Source organism: Streptomyces sp. NPDC054813, from assembly GCF_053611365.1.
This window is the reverse complement of sequence record NZ_JBSHAF010000013.1, coordinates 12946-33053: the sequence shown is the minus strand read 5'-3', so window position 1 is coordinate 33053 and position 20108 is coordinate 12946. Positions and strand designations below refer to the sequence as shown.

The 20108-nt window shown below is 69.3% G+C and carries 17 protein-coding genes; 6 read left to right on the top strand and 11 right to left on the bottom strand.

Annotation, left to right across the window (positions count from 1 at the left end; translation table 11 throughout):
* Positions 1–20 precede the first annotated feature (20 nt).
* Together ACWGJB_RS25930 and pta are read right to left on the bottom strand one after the other, a co-directional pair.
* Complete coding sequence (locus tag ACWGJB_RS25930) at positions 21–1238, bottom strand: acetate kinase (protein ID WP_453382491.1); 1218 nt, start codon at positions 1236–1238, stop codon at positions 21–23.
* A complete protein-coding gene (gene pta, locus ACWGJB_RS25925; RefSeq protein ID WP_453382490.1) occupies positions 1235–3334 on the bottom strand; it encodes a phosphate acetyltransferase in 2100 nt (699 codons plus the stop codon). The genes ACWGJB_RS25930 and pta overlap by 4 nt, the downstream gene beginning before the upstream one ends.
* 187 nt (positions 3335–3521) lie before the next feature.
* Between pta and ACWGJB_RS25920 the strand changes: the two genes are divergently transcribed.
* A complete protein-coding gene (locus ACWGJB_RS25920) occupies positions 3522–4547 on the top strand; it encodes an ATP-dependent 6-phosphofructokinase (protein ID WP_453382489.1) in 1026 nt (341 codons plus the stop codon).
* A gap of 129 nt (positions 4548–4676) precedes the next feature.
* Here ACWGJB_RS25920 and ACWGJB_RS25915 read toward each other — a convergent pair whose 3' ends face one another.
* From ACWGJB_RS25915 to ACWGJB_RS25900, 4 genes are all read right to left on the bottom strand, one after another.
* Positions 4677–5393: an XRE family transcriptional regulator gene (locus ACWGJB_RS25915; RefSeq protein WP_453382488.1), complete on the bottom strand. Its 717-nt coding sequence runs from the start codon at positions 5391–5393 to the stop codon at positions 4677–4679.
* 100 nt (positions 5394–5493) lie between these two features.
* Positions 5494–6324: a carbohydrate ABC transporter permease gene (locus tag ACWGJB_RS25910; RefSeq protein WP_453382487.1), complete on the bottom strand. Its 831-nt coding sequence runs from the start codon at positions 6322–6324 to the stop codon at positions 5494–5496.
* A 9-nt stretch (positions 6325–6333) separates the two neighbouring features.
* A complete protein-coding gene (locus ACWGJB_RS25905; protein ID WP_453382486.1) occupies positions 6334–7194 on the bottom strand; it encodes a carbohydrate ABC transporter permease in 861 nt (286 codons plus the stop codon).
* Positions 7191–8564: an extracellular solute-binding protein gene (locus tag ACWGJB_RS25900; RefSeq protein ID WP_453382485.1), complete on the bottom strand. Its 1374-nt coding sequence runs from the start codon at positions 8562–8564 to the stop codon at positions 7191–7193. Before ACWGJB_RS25900 ends, ACWGJB_RS25905 begins: the two co-directional genes overlap by 4 nt.
* Positions 8565–8696: 132 nt before the next feature.
* On the opposite strand from ACWGJB_RS25900, the gene ACWGJB_RS25895 reads away from it, so the two are divergent.
* The gene (locus ACWGJB_RS25895) at positions 8697–9149 is read left to right on the top strand and encodes a PPOX class F420-dependent oxidoreductase (RefSeq protein ID WP_453382484.1); all 453 of its coding nucleotides are present in this window, start codon (positions 8697–8699) and stop codon (positions 9147–9149) included.
* Positions 9150–9547: 398 nt separating this feature from the next.
* Here ACWGJB_RS25895 and ACWGJB_RS25890 read toward each other — a convergent pair whose 3' ends face one another.
* The 3 genes from ACWGJB_RS25890 to ACWGJB_RS25880 all read right to left on the bottom strand — a co-directional run bounded on the left by ACWGJB_RS25890 (position 9548) and on the right by ACWGJB_RS25880 (position 12758).
* On the bottom strand, positions 9548–10696 hold the full coding sequence (locus ACWGJB_RS25890; protein WP_453382483.1) for an HTTM domain-containing protein: 1149 nt from the start codon (positions 10694–10696) through the stop codon (positions 9548–9550).
* The gene (locus ACWGJB_RS25885; protein WP_453382482.1) at positions 10683–11267 is read right to left on the bottom strand and encodes a DUF5819 family protein; all 585 of its coding nucleotides are present in this window, start codon (positions 11265–11267) and stop codon (positions 10683–10685) included. Before ACWGJB_RS25885 ends, ACWGJB_RS25890 begins: the two co-directional genes overlap by 14 nt.
* 315 nt (positions 11268–11582) lie before the next feature.
* The gene (locus ACWGJB_RS25880; protein WP_453382481.1) at positions 11583–12758 is read right to left on the bottom strand and encodes an ice-binding family protein; all 1176 of its coding nucleotides are present in this window, start codon (positions 12756–12758) and stop codon (positions 11583–11585) included.
* A 498-nt stretch (positions 12759–13256) separates the two neighbouring features.
* Here ACWGJB_RS25880 and ACWGJB_RS25875 point away from each other — a divergent pair, with 498 nt between their 5' ends.
* The 3 genes from ACWGJB_RS25875 to ACWGJB_RS25865 all read left to right on the top strand — a co-directional run bounded on the left by ACWGJB_RS25875 (position 13257) and on the right by ACWGJB_RS25865 (position 16038).
* On the top strand, positions 13257–13700 hold the full coding sequence (locus tag ACWGJB_RS25875) for a DUF3556 domain-containing protein (RefSeq protein ID WP_453382480.1): 444 nt from the start codon (positions 13257–13259) through the stop codon (positions 13698–13700).
* Positions 13697–15157 carry a phytoene desaturase family protein gene (locus tag ACWGJB_RS25870; protein ID WP_453382479.1) on the top strand — a complete coding sequence of 487 codons (1461 nt, stop codon included), beginning with the start codon at positions 13697–13699 and terminating at the stop codon, positions 15155–15157. The genes ACWGJB_RS25875 and ACWGJB_RS25870 overlap by 4 nt, the downstream gene beginning before the upstream one ends.
* A 320-nt stretch (positions 15158–15477) precedes the next feature.
* Positions 15478–16038: a hypothetical protein gene (locus tag ACWGJB_RS25865; protein ID WP_453382478.1), complete on the top strand. Its 561-nt coding sequence runs from the start codon at positions 15478–15480 to the stop codon at positions 16036–16038.
* A 65-nt stretch (positions 16039–16103) separates the two neighbouring features.
* Here the strand turns inward: ACWGJB_RS25865 and ACWGJB_RS25860 are convergent, their stop codons facing one another.
* Both ACWGJB_RS25860 and ACWGJB_RS25855 read right to left on the bottom strand, forming a co-directional pair.
* Positions 16104–16796, bottom strand: a complete 693-nt coding sequence (locus tag ACWGJB_RS25860; RefSeq protein WP_453382477.1) for a response regulator — start codon at positions 16794–16796, stop codon at positions 16104–16106.
* Complete coding sequence (locus ACWGJB_RS25855) at positions 16793–18430, bottom strand: sensor histidine kinase (protein WP_453382476.1); 1638 nt, start codon at positions 18428–18430, stop codon at positions 16793–16795. The genes ACWGJB_RS25860 and ACWGJB_RS25855 overlap by 4 nt, the downstream gene beginning before the upstream one ends.
* 151 nt (positions 18431–18581) lie before the next feature.
* Here ACWGJB_RS25855 and ACWGJB_RS25850 point away from each other — a divergent pair, with 151 nt between their 5' ends.
* Entirely contained in the window at positions 18582–19961 is a 1380-nt protein-coding gene (locus tag ACWGJB_RS25850; RefSeq protein WP_453382475.1) for a cation:dicarboxylate symporter family transporter, read from the top strand.
* The last annotated feature ends 147 nt before the right edge of the window (positions 19962–20108 follow it).

Sequence of the window (20108 nt, the reverse complement as noted above, 5' to 3'; positions counted from 1 at the left end):
ACAAATGGGCGCCGATATGCTCAGCTGTTATTTCTGCCCGCACAGACCAACGCGTAGGTCTGGGTGGCGATCTCCAGTTCCTCGTCCGTCGGCACCACGGCGACGGCGACACGCGCGTCGGCCGGCGATATCAGCCGCGGCCCGTCCGTCCGTACGGCGTTCAGCTCCGGGTCCACGGCCAGTCCCAGCCCCTCCAGCCCGGCGACGGCAGCCTCCCGCACGGGCGCCGCGTTCTCGCCGACCCCCGCCGTGAACGCCACGGCATCCACCCGGCCGAGCACCGCGTAGTAGGCGCCGATGTACTTCTTCAGACGGTGAATGTAGATGTCGAAGGCGAGCTTCGCCTGTTCGTCGCCCTCGTCGATCCGGCGCCGGATCTCCCGCATGTCGTTGTCACCGCACAGTCCGAACAGACCGCTCCCCTTGTTGAGAAGAGTGTCGATCTCATCCATGGACATTCCGCCAACACGTGCCAAATGGAAAATGACGGCGGGATCCAGATCACCGGAACGCGTACCCATCACCAGCCCCTCCAAAGGCGTCAGACCCATGGAGGTGTCCACGCACCGGCCGCCCTCGACCGCCGAGGCGGACGCCCCGTTGCCGAGATGCAGCACGATGACGTTCACCTCTTCAGGTGTCTTCCCCAGCAGCCGTGCGGTCGCCCGGGAGACATAGGCGTGCGAGGTGCCGTGGAAGCCGTAGCGGCGGATCCGGTGCCGGTCGGCGATCTTCGGGTCGATCGCGTAGCGGGCCGCCGCCTCCGGCATGCTCGTGTGGAACGCCGTGTCGAAGACGGCGACCTGCGGCAGGTCCGGGCGCAGCGCCCGCGCGGTACGGATGCCGGTCAGATTGGCCGGGTTGTGCAGCGGGGCGACCGGGATCAGCCGCTCGATCTCGGTGAGCACCTCGTCGTCGACGACAGTCGGCTCGGTGAAGAACATCCCGCCGTGCACCACCCGGTGCCCGATCGCCGCCAGCTCGGGCGAGTCAAGGCCGAGCCCGTCCTTCGCCAGCTCCTCCGACACGGCCTTCAGGGCCGCGTCGTGGCTGTCGATCGGCCCGCTGTGCTCACGGGCGTCCCCGCTGGTGAGGCAGGTGTGCCTGAGCCGCGAGGTGTGCTCGCCGATGCGCTCGACGAGGCCCACCGCGAGCCGGCTGCTGTCCCGCATGTCCAGCAGTTGGTACTTCAGTGACGAGGAGCCGGAGTTGAGGACGAGGACACGGGTGGGGCTCACAGGGTGGACGCCTTCTCGTCGGAGGAATCGAGGGCCTGGGCCTGGATCGCCGTGATGGCGACGGTCGTGACGATGTCCTGGACGAGGGCGCCCCTGGACAGGTCGTTGACGGGCTTGCGCAGCCCCTGGAGCACCGGTCCGACGGCGATCGCGCCGGCCGACCGCTGCACGGCCTTGTAGGTGTTGTTGCCGGTGTTGAGGTCCGGGAAGATCAGCACGCTGGCCTGCCCGGCGACCTCGGAGCCCGGCAGCTTGGTGGCCGCGACACTCGGCTCCACGGCCGCGTCGTACTGGATCGGCCCCTCGATCTTCAGGTCGGGCCGCCGCGAGCGCGCCAGCTCGGTCGCCTCCCGCACCTTGTCCACGTCCGCCCCCGAACCCGACGTACCCGTGGAGTACGACAGCATCGCGATCCGCGGCTCCACGCCGAACTGGGCGGCGGTGGCGGCCGACTGGATGGCGATGTCGGCGAGCTGCTCGGCGTTCGGGTCCGGGTTGACCGCGCAGTCGCCGTAGACCAGCACCTTGTCGGCGAGGCACATGAAGAACACCGACGAGACGATCGACGAGCCCGGCCTGGTCTTGATGATCTCGAAGGCCGGGCGGATGGTCGTCGCCGTGGAGTGCACGGACCCGGAGACCATGCCGTCCGCCAGGCCCTCCTGGACCATCAGCGTGCCGAAGTAGTTGACGTCGGTGACCACGTCGTACGCCAGCTCCACCGTCACGCCCCGGTGGGCCCGCAGCAGGGCGTACCGCTCGGCGAAGGTGTCGCGCAGTTCGGAGGTGGCCGGGTCGATCAGCTGGGCGTCCGCGAGGTCGATACCGAGGTCGGCGGCCTTCTTGCGGATCTGGTCGACGGGCCCGAGCAGGGTCAGGTCGCAGACGCCCCGGCGCAGCAGCACCTCGGCCGCGTGCAGGACGCGTGCCTCGGTGCCCTCCGGCAGGACGACCCGCCGCTTGTCGGAGCGGGCCTGCTCGAGCAGCTTGTGCTCGAACATCATCGGGGTGAGCCGGCCGCTGCTCGGCGCCGAGACCCGCTTGTTGAGGCCTGCGGTGTCGACGTGCCGTTCGAACAGGCCGAGCGCGGTCTCCGCCTTGCGCGGGGTGGCCGCGTTCAGCTTGCCCTCCAGGGAGAACAGCCGGGCGGCGGTCGGGAAGCTGTTTCCGGGCACCGAGAGGACCGGGGTGCCCGGGGCGAGCCGGGCGGCGAGGGTGAGGATCTCGTCGGAGGGCCGTTCGTTCAGGGTGAGCAGCACGCCGGCTATCGGCGGGGTGCCGGCGCTGTGCGCGGCGAGCGAGCCGACGACCAGGTCGGCGCGGTCACCCGGGGTCACCACCAGGCAGCCCGGGGTCAGCGCGGGCAGGAAGTTCGGCAGCATCGCGCCGCCGAAGACGAAGTCCAGCGTGTCCCGGGCCAGCCCCGAGTCGTCGCCGAGCAGCACCTTCGCACCGAGCGCGTGGCTGATCTGGGCGACCGTCGGCGCGGACAGCGCGGGCTCGTCCGGCAGCACGTACACCGGCACCGGCAGCCGCCCGTCGATCCGCTCGGCTATCTCGTCCCGGTCCTCGCGGGCGACCCGGTTGGCGACCATCGCCAGCACGTCACAGCCGAGACCGTCGTACGCCCGGAACGCGTTCCAGGTCTCCGCGAGCACCGACTCGGCGCTCTGGTCGCGACCGCCGACCACCGGGATCACGGAGGCGCCGAATTCGTTGGCGAGCCGGGCGTTGAGGGACAGCTCGTCCGGGAACTGGGTGTCGGCGAAGTCGGTGCCGAGCACGAGGACGACGTCGTAGTCGCGGGCGACCAGGTGGAACCGGTCGACGAGGGTGGAGACCAGTTCGTCGGCGCCCTGCTCCGCCTGGAGGGCGGACGCCTCGTGGTAGTCCATGCCGTAGACGGTCGCCGGGTCCTGGGAGAGCCGGTATCGCGCACGCAGCAGTTCGAACAGACGGTCGGGGCCGTCGTGGACGAGGGGGCGGAAGACGCCGACCCGGTCGACCTGCCGGGTCAGGAGCTCCATCATGCCCAGCTCCACGACCTGGCGGCCGTCGCCGCGATCGATCCCGGTCACGTACACGCTGCGCGTCACGTGTGCACTCCGTTTCCTGTGTGGTTCCTGTACGGCCGCATAAAAATCGCCCACCGAGGTGAGCAGAACCCTCTTGACAATACCCCCGACGCCGGATAAGGCGCCCGTCAGGACTTCACTCACCCGCGCGGCATGAAACAATCGGATCGGCTCACCGGTAACGACAGCGAGCAGGAGACACACCACCATGCGCATCGGAGTTCTCACCGCAGGCGGCGACTGCCCCGGCCTGAACGCCGTCATCCGATCGGTGGTACACCGCGCAGTCGCACAGTACGACGACGAGGTCATCGGTTTCGAGGACGGCTTCCGGGGTCTGCTCGAGGGCCACTACCGCCCCCTCGACCTGGACGCCGTCGGCGGCATCCTGGCCCGCGGCGGCACCATCCTGGGATCGTCGCGGCTGGAGCGGGACCGCCTCCGCGAGGCCTGCGAGCGGGCCACCGACATGGCGGAGGAGTTCGGCATCGACGTGCTGATCCCGATCGGCGGCGAGGGCACGCTGACGGCGGCTCGCATGCTGTCCGACGCCGGCCTGCCGGTCGTGGGCGTCCCGAAGACCATCGACAACGACATCTCCTCGACCGACCGCACGTTCGGCTTCGACACGGCGGTCGGCGTCGCCGCGGAGGCGATGGACCGGCTGAAAACCACCGCCGAGTCCCACCAGCGGGTCATGGTCGTCGAGGTGATGGGCCGGCACGCCGGGTGGATCGCCCTGGAGTCCGGGATGGCGGCGGGCGCCCACGGCATCTGCCTGCCCGAGCGGCCCTTCGACCCCGCCGACCTGGCCAAGATGGTCGAGGAGCGGTTCGCCCGCGGCAAGAAGTTCGCCGTGGTGTGCGTGGCCGAGGGCGCGCATCCCGCCGAGGGCACGATGGACTACGGCAAGGGCGAGATCGACCTGTACGGCCACGAGCGCTTCCAGGGCATCGGCACGGCACTGGCGTACGAGCTGGAGCGACGGCTCGGCAAGGAGGCCAAGCCGGTCATCCTCGGGCACGTCCAGCGGGGCGGCACGCCGACCGCCTACGACCGGGTCCTCGCGACGCGGTTCGGGTGGCACGCCGTGGAGGCGGCGCACCGGGGCGACTTCGGGAAGATGACGGCGCTGCGGGGAACGGACATCGAGATGGTGCCGCTCGCGGAGGCGGTGACCGAGTTGAAGACGGTGCCGAAGGACCGGATGGACGAGGCGGAGTCGGTCTTCTAGGGCCGGCGGTTTTCTGAGGGCTTCGGTGGCACGACCGGTTGGGAACTGCGGGCCGCGTGTGGCTGGTCGCGCCCACGCGGCGGAGCCGCAAGTTGACACGGCCCCGCGCCCCTTACGGGGCGCTTTCCCTTACGGGGTTGGATCGTCGACCCGGTTCCAGAAGCGCGGGACTATCCCGGTGAGGAAGTCCTCGCCCTTTTCCTTGGCGTCCTCCGCCGCCGTGGTCGTGTTGCCCCAGGCCAGAGTCGCTGTCATCTGGCCCTGGTAGTCCTCGTGCAACTCGCGCAGCACGTTCTCGATCAGACGTCTGTCCAGGGGGACCAACTTGGTCACCGGGCGGACATAGGCCTGCCAGCGGGTGGTGACCGCGCTGCGCAGCAGTTCGGCCAGTTTCTCCTCGCGGCCGGTGACGGTGACGTAGTCCGGCAGGGAGAGCCTGAGCAGGTCGGCGAGGGCGGCGGACTGGCGTTCCGTGCCCTGCCACTGCTCGTCCTCCTCCATCGCCAGGTACACGAGGAGTTCCAGGCCCACGGCCAGGGCCACGTCCTCCGGTGCCAGCCCGCGGGCGACGCGATGATCGCGCAAGGTCCGCGGCCGGCCGATCAGTTCACCCGGAGAGCACCACAACACGCCCGAGAGCGCGGTGAGTTCGGGACTGCTGGGAACCACTGCCCCGCGCTCCCAGGCGAGGACGAGATCAGGGGTGGCGTACGGCAGCCCGTACGAGACCCGCAGATGGTGGGCCACATGTTCGGGACCCATCCCGAGAGCGGCACGGAGTCTGCGGGCGGCGGGAGCGTTGAAGGGGGGACCTGGCTGGTTCGGCAGAGCTGGGGGTCGGCGCACAGCGCACAAGGTAGGCGCGCGCGAGGGCACTGACTACGGTCCGTTCGGCCAGGAACACGGATTGTGGGAACGTACGGATTCGACCGTACGGCCGACCTGTTCATCCCTTGACCGCGCCCCCCAGGGCGAACCCGCCGCCCAGCCGCCGCGCCACCAGGACGTACAGCAGGATCACCGGCGTCGAGTAGATGACGGAGAACGCGGCGAGCTGGCCGTAGGCGACCATGCCACGGTTGCCGAAGAAGTCGTTGATGCTGACCGAGGCGGGCATCTGGTCCGGCGAGAGCAGCAGCATGAAGGGGACGAAGAAGTTGCCCCACATCATCACGAAGGCGAAGACGGTGACGACGGCGAGCCCCGGCCCCATCAGTGGCAGCACGATCCGCACCAGCGACTGTGCGGAGTTGGCGCCGTCCGTCCAGGCGGCCTCCTCCAGCTCCTTCGGCACGCCGTCCATGAAGTTCTTCATCAGCCAGACGGCGAAGGGGAGTTGGGAGGCGGCGAAGAACAGGATGGTGCCCTGCAGGGTGTCGATGAGGTTGATCCGTACGAACAGCGCGTACACCGGCACCATGATCGCGGTGATCGGCAGGCTCGTCGCGAAGAGGATGGACAGCAGGAACGGCCGGTTGAGCCGGGAGCGGTAGCGGGAGAGCGGGTAGGCGGCGAGGGCGGCGCAGACGACGGTGAGCGCGGTGGCGCCGCCGCAGAGGATCAGGCTGTTGAGGAGCGGGGTGTAGGTGATGTCGGGGGTGAGGATCGCGTCGAAGTTGGCGAAGGTGAACCCGTCCGGGATCCGCACCCGGAGACCGGCGTGCGGATCGATGGCGGAGAGCAGCACCCAGGCGAGCGGCAGCACGAAGGCGGCGGCCACGACCAGGAGTCCGAGGTCGGCGGCGAGGCGGCGCGAGCGCCGGCGGTTGCGAGGCATCTGTCTTGTTCACACCTCCGTACGCAGCAGGCGCATATAGACGACGGAGAAGAGCGAACCGACCAGGAGAAGGAGCAGGGCGACCGCCGTCCCGTACCCGATCATGCTGTTCTGGAAGGCCTGTTCGTACATGAACAGGGGGAGCGTCTGGCTCTTGTCGCTGGGCCCCCCTCGGGTCATCACCCAGATCAGCCCGAAGACGGAGAGGGTCTGGAGGGTGTTGAGCATCAGGTTGGTCCCGATGGACCGGCGGATCATCGGCAGCGTGATGTGCCACATCCGCCGCCAGCCACCGGCGCCGTCGACCTCGGCCGACTCCTCGATCTCGTTCGGTATCTCGTCGAGGGCGGCGGAGTAGACGAGCATCGAGAAGGCGGTGCCCCGCCAGACGTTGGCGAACGACACGGCCAGGATGGGAAGGGTGAACAGCCAGTTCTGGGACGGGAGATGGAGAAAGTCCAGGATCGCGTTGAGCGTCCCCTCCCGCCGGAAGAAGGCGTACAGCAGGAACCCGGCGACGACCTCCGGCAGTACCCAGGCCGTGATCACGATCCCGCCGGTCAGCGTCCGTACCGGCTTCGACGCCCGCCGCATCAGCGCGGCGAGCGCCAGCCCCAGCGTGTTCTGCCCGACGAGCGCGGACACCACGGTGAAGACGAGGGTCAGCCAGACGGCGTTCAGGAAGGCGTCGTCGTGGAACGCCGTACGGAAGTTGGCGAAACCGACGAAGGAGGAGTGCGCCTGGCCGGTGAGCTGGAGGTCGGTGAAGGCGATCCAGGCGCAGTAGACGATGGGCCCGCCGAGGAACAGGAGTATCAGGACCAGGGCGGGGGTGAGCGGGAGAGTGCGGACGATGCGACGGGTGATCACTGGGTGACCACTTGGTTGTCGGTGACGTCCTTGAGCGCCGAATCGTAGGTACTCGCCGCCTTGTCGACCGACGCATCGCCGGTGGTCACGCTCTCCATGGCCTCCTGGATGGCGGTGGAGACCTTCGGGTAGGCCAGGTAGGCGGGCCGGTAGTGCGTACTGGCGACGAGATCGGTGAAGAACTTGATGCCGGGCTGGGCGGATGTGTACGACGGATCACTCGCGACGTCTTTCCGCACCGAGATCCCCGAGTTGGCGATGTACCACTTCTGTGCGTTCGCCTTGGTCTGCATGGTCTTGATGAAGTCGAAGGCGAGATCGGGGTTGCCGGCCTTGGCGGGGACGGCCCAGGTCCAGCCGCCGGACATGCTCACCTTGCCGGGGGCCTGACCGTGCTGGGTCGGCATGTAGGCGAGACCGAGTTGCCTGGACCAGTCGGACCACTCACGACCGCTGCCCTTGCCCCAGTTCTGGGGAAGCCAGGACCCGTCGAGGTTGATGCCCAGCTTGCCCTGGGGCATGAGTTCACCCCAGACGGTGTTGCGGTAGTTGGGGTCGAGCGCGTCGGAGACGTCCGGGCCGAGCTTGTCCTTGTACACGGTCTCGACGAAGGACAACGCGTCCTTGAACCCCTGACTCCCGGCGATCCACTTCTTGCTGGTCTTGTCGTACAGGGGGTCGGCGGTCCCGTCGTTGGTGCCGTAGAGCAGCATCTCGAAACCCTGCATGCTGGCGGTCTCGCCTGCGGCCTTGCCGGTGTAGACGTTCAGGGGCGTGACGCCGGGCACCTTGGCCTTGATGGTCCGGGCGGCGGCGAGCACGTCGTCCCAGCTCTTGGGCTGCCAGTCGGTGGGCAGCCCGGCCTTCTTGAACACCCGCTTGTCGAACCAGAGGCCGCGGGTGTCGGTGCCGTCCGGAACGCCGTACGTCTTCCCGTCCTCCCCTCTGGCCGCCGACTTCGCGGTGTCGATGAACTGCCCCCAGTCCTTCCACTTGGCGAGGTAGGAGTCGAGGGGCTTCAGGTAACCGCTGGTGATGTCGGAGTTGATGAGGAAGGTGTCCTCGTAGACGAGGTCGGGGGCGGTTCTGGGCGACCGGAGCATCTGCTGGAGCTTGGTGTAGTAGTCCGCGTCCGAGGCCTTGATGGGGACGAGCTGGACCTTCTTCCCCGGGTACTCCTTCTCGAACTGCTTCTTGATGTCCGCGAGATACGTGTCCGTCACCTTGATGGAGTTGTCCATGGACTGCTTGAAGGAGACCTTCACGGTGTCGGGACTGCTTCCGGATCCGCTGCTGCACCCGGTGAGCGAAGCGGCGGCGGTGACGAGGGAGAGGACAAGGATGCTGACGGCGGTGGGGCGCACGGGCACGACCTCCTCGGCGGCCACTGCGCTGTGGCCTGGGGGTTCGTCTTCTGCCGTGTGAAGGTAAGTGGAGTGGTCTAGTCAGGTCAATGAGTCTGCGGGGGTTTGCTGGGCGAGGGTGGGGGTGAGGATGCCCCCATGTATTCCGTGGACCGGACAGGCACGTTGGACGAGCACGTTCGTGAGCGGCTGCTGGCGCCGAACTTCTGGCATCTCGCGACCGTCGGGCCGGACGGAGCGCCGCAGGTGTCGCCCATGTGGGTCGACCTCGAGGGCGACCACGTCATGGTCAACACGGCGATCGGCCGCGTGAAGGAGGAGAACCTGCGGCGCAACCCCGGCGTCTCGCTCTCGCACCACGACCCGGAGAACCCCTACGACCGGGTGGAGATCCGGGGGCGCGTGGTGCGGTTCGTGGAGGGCGAGGAAGCGGAGCGTTCCATGGACCGGCTGACCCGCAAGTACATCGGGGAGGACCGGTATCCGTGGCTGCTGCCCGGGGAGCGGCGGGTGATGCTGCTGATCGAGCCGGTGAAGGTACGACGGGTGGTCGGGGTGGAGCCGTTCCGGCCGGGCGTGTTGGAGAGCTAGGGGGCTAGAGCAGGGGTCGTCGGCGAGGGTGCGGATGAAGTCGCGGGAGGCGTCGGCGCCACGACGCGTTTCGCCCCGGTGACCGACTGCCTGGCAGACGGCCCCTGGTTTCCCCTCAGAGACCAGGGGCCGTCGAAGTCGGGCAGCAACATCCACTGAGCCAGGGCACCGCCGTCCGAGCTTGCGGCCGGCCAGCAGACCGGGACAGAAGGCAGGTCTGCGCGCTGGACGGGTGAGGCTGCCGGATCTGGCACCAACCACGGTGCTCTACCCGGTCCGGCAGCCCGGGGGCGCGACGCCGACGGCATCTGCGGGCCCTGACGAGGGCTGAAAGCCGTGGTGCGCCGGGCGGTCAGCGAGTTGGATTTCCGGTCGTGCAGGGGCACCAAGTGTCGGCCTCAGCCGGTATGTCCCGACTGCGGAGGTACCAGTGCAGCCTCTGCGGGGGTCGGAGTCTGTGCCCCCCTGACGTCGGCCCACGGGACAACCCGCCGCGACAGCTCTCCCAAGTACCGGTAGAAGCGGTCCGGAAGGAACACGGCGTCCGCGACGATCATCGCGCCGGAGAAGAGCGGCAGGCCCAGGAACACCGCGATACCCACGTGCATGCCCAACAGCGTGGTCAGGACGGGGTACTTGAGCCTGCCGAACAGGACGAACGGGAAGGCCACCTGCAACAGCACCGTCAGGTAGCAGGTGATGGCGATCAGTACGTCGTGTTCGTCCGCCATGGTGGAGAGCGCGGGCCAGGGCTGGAACACGTCGAGATTCAGGGCGTAATGGAGGGCGGTGCCGTTGCCCCAGGAGGCGCCCTGCACCTTGTACAGGCCCGCGGATCCGTAGAGGAAGCAGACCTGGGCGGCGATGACGAGCATGCCGCAGTTGTGCAGCACGGTGATCACTGTCAGGCGCGCGTCGCGGAGGTGGCGTCGCAGTTCGCCGGATGCCCGGTCCAGCGGAAGCAGGACTGTCTTGCCGGCGGATGCTCGGAGCCGGGCCCTGCGCGCGTCGAGGGACCAGCGTCGGCCGCATGCGGTGACGACGAGGTAGAGGGCCATGAGGAGGATGAGGTTGTCCCCCCCGTCCGTCATGAAGATCGCCCTGGCGTGGAACGACGTCACCACGACCGCGAAGAGCACGGACACCGCTCTGGTCCGCCAGCCCAGCATGAACAGTGCGGAGATGACGATGGCTGCCGCGTAGCAGGCCTCGAAGTAGGCCCGGCTGTCGGACAGGGTGAGGATGCTGGCCCAGCCGGTCTGGTCGAAGAGCTGCTTGGCCAGTGCGGGCGTCCACGGTGAGCCGGGACCCCAGATCTCGTCGCGGTGGGGAAACTCGCGCAGCAGGAAGGCGAAGTAGAGGAACCCGTACCCGATGCGCAGAGCCGCCGTGGCGTACAGGGAGATCGGCTGCTCCAGCAGGAGGGTGAGGAGCGTGGCGACGCGGGCCGGCATGTGCCGCGGCGCCTGTGCGCCCGCCCGCTCGGCGCCGTGTCCGGGGCGCGTCGGCGTGGTTGCTGGGGCCGATGTCTGCTCAGCCTGTTGCATGACGGGCCACCTTCCACCAGGGCAGGTAACGGGTGTCGGAGGGCTGTGGTGCGGCCGTGCCGGGACCGGGTCCGCCCGCTGCGGGCGGCGCGGCGATGGGCAGGGTGATCACCCGCAGTTGGATGGACTCGAATGCGCCGTGGCGATGTGCGGCGACGCGATCCGCTGCGATGTTGCGCAGGTACTGCTGGATCATCCATGCGCGTTGCGAGCGCGGATGGTCGTCGCCGCCGTGCGTTTCGAGGTAGGAAATCCAGGCCCGGCGCAGCATGTTCTGTGCTGTGTGGCTCGGGAAGGGGTCGTGTTCCACCGCGGCTGTGTCGACGGCGGTCAGGTCGAACCAGCCGCTGACCTGGGCGGTGCCGTCCGGGGTGGTGTGCGTGGTCCTTGCCGAGATCTGCCGGTTGACCGACTCCGGGTCCGGGGCGAAGAGTCGCCAGTTCTGCTCGAACAACGGGAAGATCCAGGCGTTGACCTGCCGGCTGTACTGCCGGGAGATGGGATTCGGCGGTGCCACCTGCAGGAACACCAGGAGCACGTGTACCAGGGCCGCCGCCAGGCACAGGACCACGGCGACTTGTACTCCGGCCTTAAGAGCGAGGGGCGGCTCTGAAGACGTTTGGAGCGCAGTCGGTCTCCCGCTCCCGTTCTGTGCGGTCGGCCTAGCGCCCGCCTGGTCCGATTCGTCAGCATCTGCTGACGCAATGCCACCCCGCACGGCCCTATCCGGTCCTTCCGTCCCGACTTCTCTCACTTGGTTCTCCTTGGCTTCCGCCTGTGGCGTGCGGCGGAATCGATGACGATCCGCGCCGCACGCCACCCGTCCTACTCGCGCACGCGGGTGGCTGCCTGCGAGCAGTCACCCCGCTGGAGTGGGCCGCGCATGCTAGGCAGGATCACAGCCGTAGCTGTCGTCCTGGCCGGGCTTGTCGCCGTACTCGTCGCCGTACCCGTTGTGTTCGGGTTTGCAGCCATGGCCGTTCCCGCCGGAGGTGCCACCGGTGGTGCCGCCGGTGGCGGTGGTCCCGGTGGTCCCGGTGGTGCCGCCGGTGCCGGTGGTCCCGGTCGTGCCGCCGGTAGCGGTCGTCCCGGTGGTCCCGGTCGTGCCGCCGGTAGCGGTCGTCCCGGTGGTGCCGCCGGTGGCGGTCGTCCCGGTGGTCCCGGTCGTGCCGCCGGTAGCGGTCGTCCCGGTGGTGCCGCCGGTGGCGGTGGTCCCGGTGGTCCCGGTGGTGCCGCCGGTGGCGGTGGTCCCGGTGGTCCCGGTGGTGCCGCCGGTAGCGGTCGTCCCGGTGGTGCCGCCGGTGGCGGTCGTGCCGGTGGTGCCGCCGGTGGCGGTCGTGCCGGTGGTGCCGCCGGTGGCGGTCGTCCCGGTCGTCCCGGTCGTACCGGTCGTCGTGGTGCCACCGGTAGTGCCAGCCGCGCAATCCGGCCGGGTGATCGTGTTGGTGTCCAGCGTCACGGCACCGTTACGGGCCAGCGCCCGTCCCTCGATGGTCGCGCTCGTGGTGGCAGTGATCGAGGTCATGGCCAGGATGTTGCCCACGAAGGCGGTGCTGGTGCCAAGAGTGGCCGAACTACCCACCTTCCAGAACACATTGCACGGCGAGGCGCCGTTGATGAGGGACACGCTGCTGCCGGACGCCGTCGTCAGACCCGAACCGATCTGGAACACCCAGACGGCGTTGGGGTCCCCGTGGGCATTCAGGGTGAGGGTGCCGGTGAGCCCGAGAGTGGTGGAGGCTGTGTAGACGCCCGGATCCAGCGTCAGGCCACCGGCGTCCGGGGGAAGCGCCCCGTCGGAGGGCTGCCCGGCAGCGTCGTCGTACGCCGTGATCAGGTCGGTCTGGGCGTCCTGAGCCACAGTATCCGCAGAGTGCTGGGTCCCGTTCACCACGGCGGGCGGCCCATATCCGGTGATGGACGTTCCCGGAGACACGCCGACATCCCCGGTAATCACCGAGGGGCCGGTGTTGGTGGTTGCCGAACCGGCCAGTACCGCGAAGCTGTCCGCCCTGCCCAGATCTACAAACGTGGCGAGGGCACTTGCCTGGGTCGGCGACACAGCGACTACGACAGCGGAGATCACCACGGCAAGTACCGCCGCGATCCATACCGACAAAGCGCGCCGCAGAGGCGCGACAGGGAAATTGGGCGTCATCGAAGGGCCAGCTCCTGTGAGGGGATGGAGACGTATTCGGCGGTTCTCGGTCACACGGAATCGCCTGTCTCTTCCCCTGGAATATTACGCAGGCGCATGCTCCAACTTGCAACTCATGCGCGTGTTTTCGCCCAACCTGGCGAGCCGATCACAAATGCTCAGAAAATTTTTAATAGGCCGAATGGTCGTTCCTGCTTGGTCGAGACGGGCGACGCGGTGACGTCGCTTCCCAGGTCAGCCCAGGCAGCAAGGAAATTCATGCATCCGTAGCCCCTCGGCCGATACCACCCCCATCCGACACCCGAGGCCTCACCGGCGTGTTGAGTAAATGAGCAGCTCCGCGATTCTCTCCGGAGGAGATTCGTATCACTGGCGGAGCGGAAGGAACACCGCGAAAAGACCATGAAGGCTTTGCGTGAGGCCAGGGAGGGGAACCGACTTCTGCGCGTCACCGGAGCGGTACTTCCCCGCAATCCAGGTGCCCGTGAAGAGGACTTCACCACAGCCTGCACCCATCTTTCGGTGAAGATCGGATCAGTTGACCAGATCACTGGCAGGGATCGCCCTGACGCGCCAAGGTCTTGGCGCATGGAAGCGCCGAGGAATAAGAGCACGGCTGACGTCAGTGATCATTTTGAAGGGCGGCCCATCCACCGGCAGACTGTGGCGTATGAGATCCACGACGCCGCCCTTGGCCTGCTCGGACAAGGACACGTCACGGTGCGCGACATGGTGACCCGGCAGCCCTGGCCCACCGATGGCCCGGACTGTCCCCTGTGCGGCGCCGTGTCTCGTCAGGCGCTGCGCTCGGCGCCCGGCGTTCCGCCCACGGGGTTGGCGTCATGACGACCGCGGTCGTCGTCGGTGGCGGGCCCAACGGGCTCGCCGCTGCGGCCCTCCTCGCGCGGGACGGCCTGGACGTCACGCTGCTGGAGGCCGCCGACGAGGTCGGCGGCGGCACGCGCGGCCACGAGGCGATCCTGCCCGGCCTGCTGCACGACCACTGTTCGGCCATCCACCCCATGGCCGTCACCTCGCCCGCGCTCCGGGCCCTCGGCCTCGAACGCCACGGGCTGCGCTGGCGGCTGCCGGAGATCGACTGTGTGCACCCGCTGGACGACGGGACGGCCGGGGTCCTGCTGCGCTCCGTCACGGAGACCGCCGCCGGGCTCGGCCCGGACGGCCGCCGCTACCGGGCCCTGGTGGAGCCCTTGGTGCGGCGCTGGGACGCCCTCGCGCACGACGTGATGGGTCCGCTGCTGCGGATCCCGGCGCACCCGCTGCTGCTCGCCCGGTTCGGCCTCCCGGCCGTGCTGCCTCCCGCAGTCCTCGCGCGCCTCTTCCGGACCCCGCAGGCCCAGGCCCTGTGGGCCGGGGTGGCGGCGCACGCGTTCCGGCCGTTCTGGGACCCGCTCGTCTCGGCGATCGGGCTCGGCATCCTCACCTCCGGCCACGCCGCCGGGTGGGCCGTCGCCGAGGGCGGCTCGCAGTCCATCGCCCGCAGCATGGCCGCGGCTCTCCTCGCCGCCGGCGGCACGATCGAGACCGGCGTGCGGATCACCGCCCGGCGGCAGATCCCGCCCGCTGACGTGACTCTGCTCGACCTCGACCCCGGTCAGGTCGCCGCCCTCTACGGCGACAGGCTGCCCGCCCGCGTGACGGGCGCGTACCGGCGTTTCCGCCGTGGCCCTGGCGCCTTCAAGGTGGACCTGGCCGTCGAGGGCGGCGTGCCTTGGAGGGACGAGCGGGCGCGACGGGCCGGGACCGTGCACCTCGGCGGTCCGCTCGCCGAAGTGGCCCGGGCGGAACGGGACGTGACGCAGGGCCGGATGCCCGAGCGGCCCTTCGTCCTGGTCGGCCAGCAGTACCTTGCCGACCCCTCCCGGTCGGTCGGCGACGTCCACCCCGTCTGGACGTACGCCCATGTCCCGCACGGCTACGACGGGGACGCCACGGAGGCGATCCTCCGGCAGCTCGAACGCTTCGCCCCCGGCGTACACGAACGCATCGTGGGCCGACACGTCACCCGTCCCGCCGACTTCGCAGCGGCCAACCCCAACTTCGCCGGCGGCGACATCCTCACCGGAGCGAAGACGGCCTCCCAGCTCCTCCTGGGCGCCCGCCCGGCGCTGGACCCGTACGCCACTGGCCTGCCCGGAGTGTTCCTGTGCTCAGCGGCCACCCCACCCGGCCCTGGGGTGCACGGCATGTGCGGCGCCGGGGCGGCGGCATCAGCACTGCGCCACCTGGGGGGCCGCCCGACCTGGCAGGCTCAGGAGCGCTTCCAGGACTCGCGCACGTAGAAGCGCTCCTCGCTCGTGCTTCCCAGGCCATCGGAGACCTGCTCGGACCCCAGGTTCCAGCCCGCGGCGCCGTTGACCTTGCGGCCGAGTTCGATCAGACGGCTGCACTCCGTCCACGTGCCGTAGGTGCCCCGGCCCGCGACGAGCGATGCCCCCGCCCTCCCAACGGGCCGAACATCTGCTGCTCGATCGACCGGCACGTGAGGCCCCGGACGTCCATTGGTGCGGCAACGGCGGTCGCGGTGGCAGTTCTAGAGTTGCGTCGCACAGCTGTCGGCATGTGCGAGTCGCCGTAGGTCGCACAGGGGGAGAGGCACCGTATGCCGGAACGAGACGTGACCGTGGGGCAGTTGCTGCTCGCCGAGTATCAGACGATCAAGGACGAGCAGAAGGCGCGGATCGGGTTCCGGGACAATCTGCTGTACGTGACGCTCGCGGTCGTGGCCGCCGTCATCGCGGCGGCTGCGCAGGCCAAGCAGGCGTCGATGCTGCTGGCGTTGCCGCCGGTGTGTGTGGTGCTCGGGTGGACGTACCTGGTCAACGACGAGAAGATCTCGGCGATCGGCCACTATGTGCGGGACCAGTTGGGGCCTCGGCTCGCCCGACTGACTCCGGGTGAAGGGGATTTCACCACCTTCGGCTGGGAGGCGTCCCACCGGACCGATGTCCGGCGACGGACCCGCAAGACGATCCAGGCCGTGATCGATCTGACGGCGTTCTGCGCGGTGCCGCTGGCGGCGCTGGTGGTGTTCTGGGCCGGTGGGGACGGCGGTGGGTTGCTGGTCGGGCTGTCGGTGGTGGAGGCGCTCGCGGTGGTGGGGCTCGGGGTGCAGGTCCTGCTGTACATGAGGCCGGCGAGACCGGCACGGACCCCGGCCTGACGCCGTACCGTTGATGCCCACGCATCTGGGGGCATCGGGGGACGGAACGGCGCATGAGAGCGGCTTTACCGGCTTTGCCCCCGCCCCCACCGGTAAACCAGCTCCGGCCTCCCCACCTGCCCGTACAACGGACTCCGTCCCGCCGTCCCCGCCTCCACCAGGTGCTCCAGGTACCGCCGTGCCGTGATCCGGGAGATCCCGACGCTCTCCGCCAGTGCCGCCGCGGTCAGTCCCTCCTCCGACTCCCGCAACGCGACCGTCACCCGCTCCAGGGTCGGTGCGCTGAGTCCCTTCGGAAGCGCCGCAGGCGACGACGGCGCCCGAAGCGCGGCCAGCGCCCGGTCCACCTCGTCCTGGCCGCTCGCCTCGCCCGCCGCCGCCCGGAACTCCGCGTACCGGGTCAGCCGGTCCCGGAGCGTGGCGAAGGTGAACGGCTTCAGGACGTACTGGACGACCCCCAGTGAGACGCCCTCCCGCACCACCGCCAGGTCCCGCGCCGACGTCACCGCTATGACGTCGGCCTGATGGCCGGCCGCCCGCAGCGAGCGGGCGAACTGCAGGCCGTGCACGTCCGGCAGGTGCAGGTCCAGCAGGAGCAGATCCACCGGCGTACGGTCCAGGATCCGCCGTGCCTCCGCCCCGCTGTGCGCCTTCCCCACCGCCACGAACCCCGGCACCCGGCCCACGTACATGACGTGCGCGTCCGCGGCCACCGGATCGTCCTCGACGACCAGGACTCTGATCGGCTCCCCGGTCATCGGGCCTCGCCCCCCGCCAGCGACGCCCGCAACGGCAACCGCACCTCGAACACCGCCCCGCCCTCGGGCGCCTCCGTCACGGTCAGCGTGCCCTCCAGCCGGGTCACCGCCTGGCGGACCAGCGCCAGCCCGAGCCCTCGTCCGCCCGGCCCCGCCGGCTTCGTCGAGAAGCCGCGCTGGAAGACCAGTTCGGCATGTGCGGGGTCGACCCCCGCACCCGTGTCCGCCACCCTCATCACCAGCTCGGCATCGTCATCGGCATCGTCCGCGTACGCGGTCACCGTCACGCGCGCCCGGACCGTCCCCTGAGCCGCGTCCACCGCGTTGTCGATCAGGTTGCCGAGGATGGTGACCAGATCGCGCGCCGACAGGCTCTCCGGTAGCAAACCGTCATCCAGCCGGCTCTCGTCCGAGACCACCAGCTCCACGCCCCGCTCGTTCGCCTGGGCCGTCTTGCCCAGCAGCAGCGCGGCGAGGACCGGCTCGCTGACCGCCGCCACCACCTGGTCCGTCAGCGCCTGCGCCAGTTCCAGCTCGGCTGTGGCGAAGTCGACGGCCTCCGAGGCCCTCCCCAGCTCGATGAGCGAGACGACCGTGTGCAACCGGTTCGCCGCCTCGTGCGCCTGGGAGCGCAGCGCCTGCGTGAAGCCCCGCTCCGAGTCCAGCTCGCCCATCAGGGCCTGGAGTTCGGTGACGTCCCGGAGGGTGACCACCGTGCCGCGGCGCTCGCCGCCGGACACCGGCGAGGTGTTCAGCACCAGCACCCGGTCCGCCGTCAGATGCACCTCGTCCACCCGGGGCTCCGAGGCCAGCAGCGCGCCGGTCAGCGGCACCGGCAGGCCCAGTTCCGCCACCGAGCGGCCCACGACCTCCCCCTCCGGGCCCACCCCCAGCAGCTCCCGGCCCCCGTCGTTGATCAGTGCCACCCGGAACTGGCCGTCCAGCATCAGCAGGCCCTCGCGGACCGCGTGCAGCGCCGCCTGGTGGTAGTCGTGCATCCGGCTCAGCTCCGCCGCGTTCATGTTGTGCGTGTGGCGGCGCAGGCGCGCGTTGACGACGTAGGTGCCGAGCGCGCCCAGCAGCAGCGCGCCGGCCGCCACCCCCAGCAGCGCCGTCACCTGTTCCTGGACCCGCTTGCTGATCGCCTCCACCTTGATGCCGGCGCTAACCAGCCCGATCACATGGCCGTTCTCCAGGACCGGCGTCACCGTGCGCACGGACGCGCCGAGCGTGCCCTTGTACGTCTCGCTTCGGGTGTGGCCGTGCTGGGCCGCCTCGATATGGCCCAGGTAGTGCCTGCCGATCTCGTTCTTGTCGGGGTGGGTCCAGCGGATGCCGCCCGGGGTCATGATCGTGATGAAGTCGACCTCGGTGTCCCGCATGACCTGGAGGGCGTACGGCTGCAGCAGGGCGCTCGGATCGGACGTGTGGATCGCCGAACGCACCGAGGGCGCGTCCGCCACCGACCGTGCCACCGCCGTCGCCTGCCGGGTCGCCGCCTCCTGCGCCTGGTGGCGGTCGCTCACGTAGGTGAACAGCGCGTACCCGGCGACCAGCACCGCTATCAGCACGGCCTGCATGGCGAACAACTGGCCGGCCAGGCTGCGGGGGCGGGGGACGGACGGGAGGCGCATGGCAGCAGTGTGCCTCTCGGGTGAAGCGTGAACGAAATGAACGGAAGGGTGACCGGACTCACAGACCAGGAGATAGTCACGGCAACCCCCATATCCCCCGGACGTGAGCCGCACGCCGGTGATACCGACGAAGACGTCAAGGAGGGCAGCCGTGGCCGCCGCAAGCTCCCCCAGTACGGCACCTGCCGCACCCGCTGTGAAGCGGGACCGTACCCATTACCTGTACATCGCCGTGATCGTCGCGGTCGCGCTGGGCATCGCCGTGGGGCTCATCTGGCCCGACGCCGGCGTTGAGCTCAAGCCCCTCGGTACCGGTTTCGTCAACCTGATCAAGATGATGATCTCGCCGATCATCTTCTGCACGATCGTGCTCGGGATCGGGTCCGTGCGGAAGGCCGCCAAGGTCGGTGCCGTGGGCGGTATCGCACTCGGCTACTTCCTGGTGATGTCGTTGGTCGCGCTCACCATCGGGCTGGTGGTCGGCAACATCCTGCACCCCGGTGACGGGCTGCACATCACCAACGCCCTCAAGGCCTCCGGCCACGCCCAGGTGGACTCCGAGGCGCTCGGCGGCGTCGACTTCGTGCTGTCGATCATTCCGACCACGTTCGTCTCCGCCTTCACCGAGGGCCAGGTACTGCAGACGCTGCTGATCGCGCTGCTCGCCGGGTTCGCGTTGCAGGCCATGGGGTCGGCCGGGCAGCCGGTGCTGCGGGGCATCGAGCACATCCAGCGGCTCGTCTTCCGCATCCTGGGCATGATCATGTGGGCCGCGCCGATCGGTGCGTTCGGTGCCATCGCGGCCGTCGTCGGGTCCGCCGGGCTCGACGCGCTCAAGAGCCTCGCCGTGCTGATGCTCGGCTTCTACATCACCTGTGTGCTGTTCGTCTTCGTGGTGCTGGGCGCGATGCTCCGGGCCATCGCCGGGCTGAACATCTTCTCCCTGTTCAAGTACCTCGCCCGCGAGTTCCTGCTGATCCTGTCCACCTCCTCCTCCGAGTCCGCGCTGCCGCGGCTCATCGCGAAGATGGAGCACCTGGGCGTCAGCAAGCCGGTCGTCGGTATCACCGTTCCGACGGGGTACTCCTTCAACCTCGACGGCACGATGATCTACATGACGATGGCGTCGCTGTACATCGCCGACGCCCTCGGTACGCCGATGTCGATCGGTGAGCAGATCCCGCTGCTGCTCTTCCTGCTGCTGGCCTCGAAGGGCGCGGCGGGTGTCAGCGGCGCCGGTCTGGCCACGCTGGCCGGCGGTCTGCAGTCGCACAAGCCCGCGCTGGTGGACGGTGTCGGTCTGATCGTCGGCATCGACCGGTTCATGAGCGAGGCCCGCGCGCTGACGAACTTCGCCGGCAACGCGGTCGCGACGGTGCTGATCGGCACGTGGACGAAGGAGATCGACAAGGGTCGCGTGCAGCAGGTGCTCGCGGGTGAGCTGCCGTTCGACGAGAAGACGCTGCTGGACGACGGGGAGCCGGGCACGCCCGAGCTTCCTGAGCAGCGCGAGGAGTTGGCGAAGGCCTGAGCGTCTGCCGGGTTGCTGTGCATGCGCGGCTACCGGTCGCGTGTGGCTGGTCGCGCCCACGCGGCGGAGCCGCACATCGATACGGCCCGCGCCCCTTTGGGGCGCTTCCGAACCGTCGGACGTCCGGCCCCGCCTGAACCGGGGCCG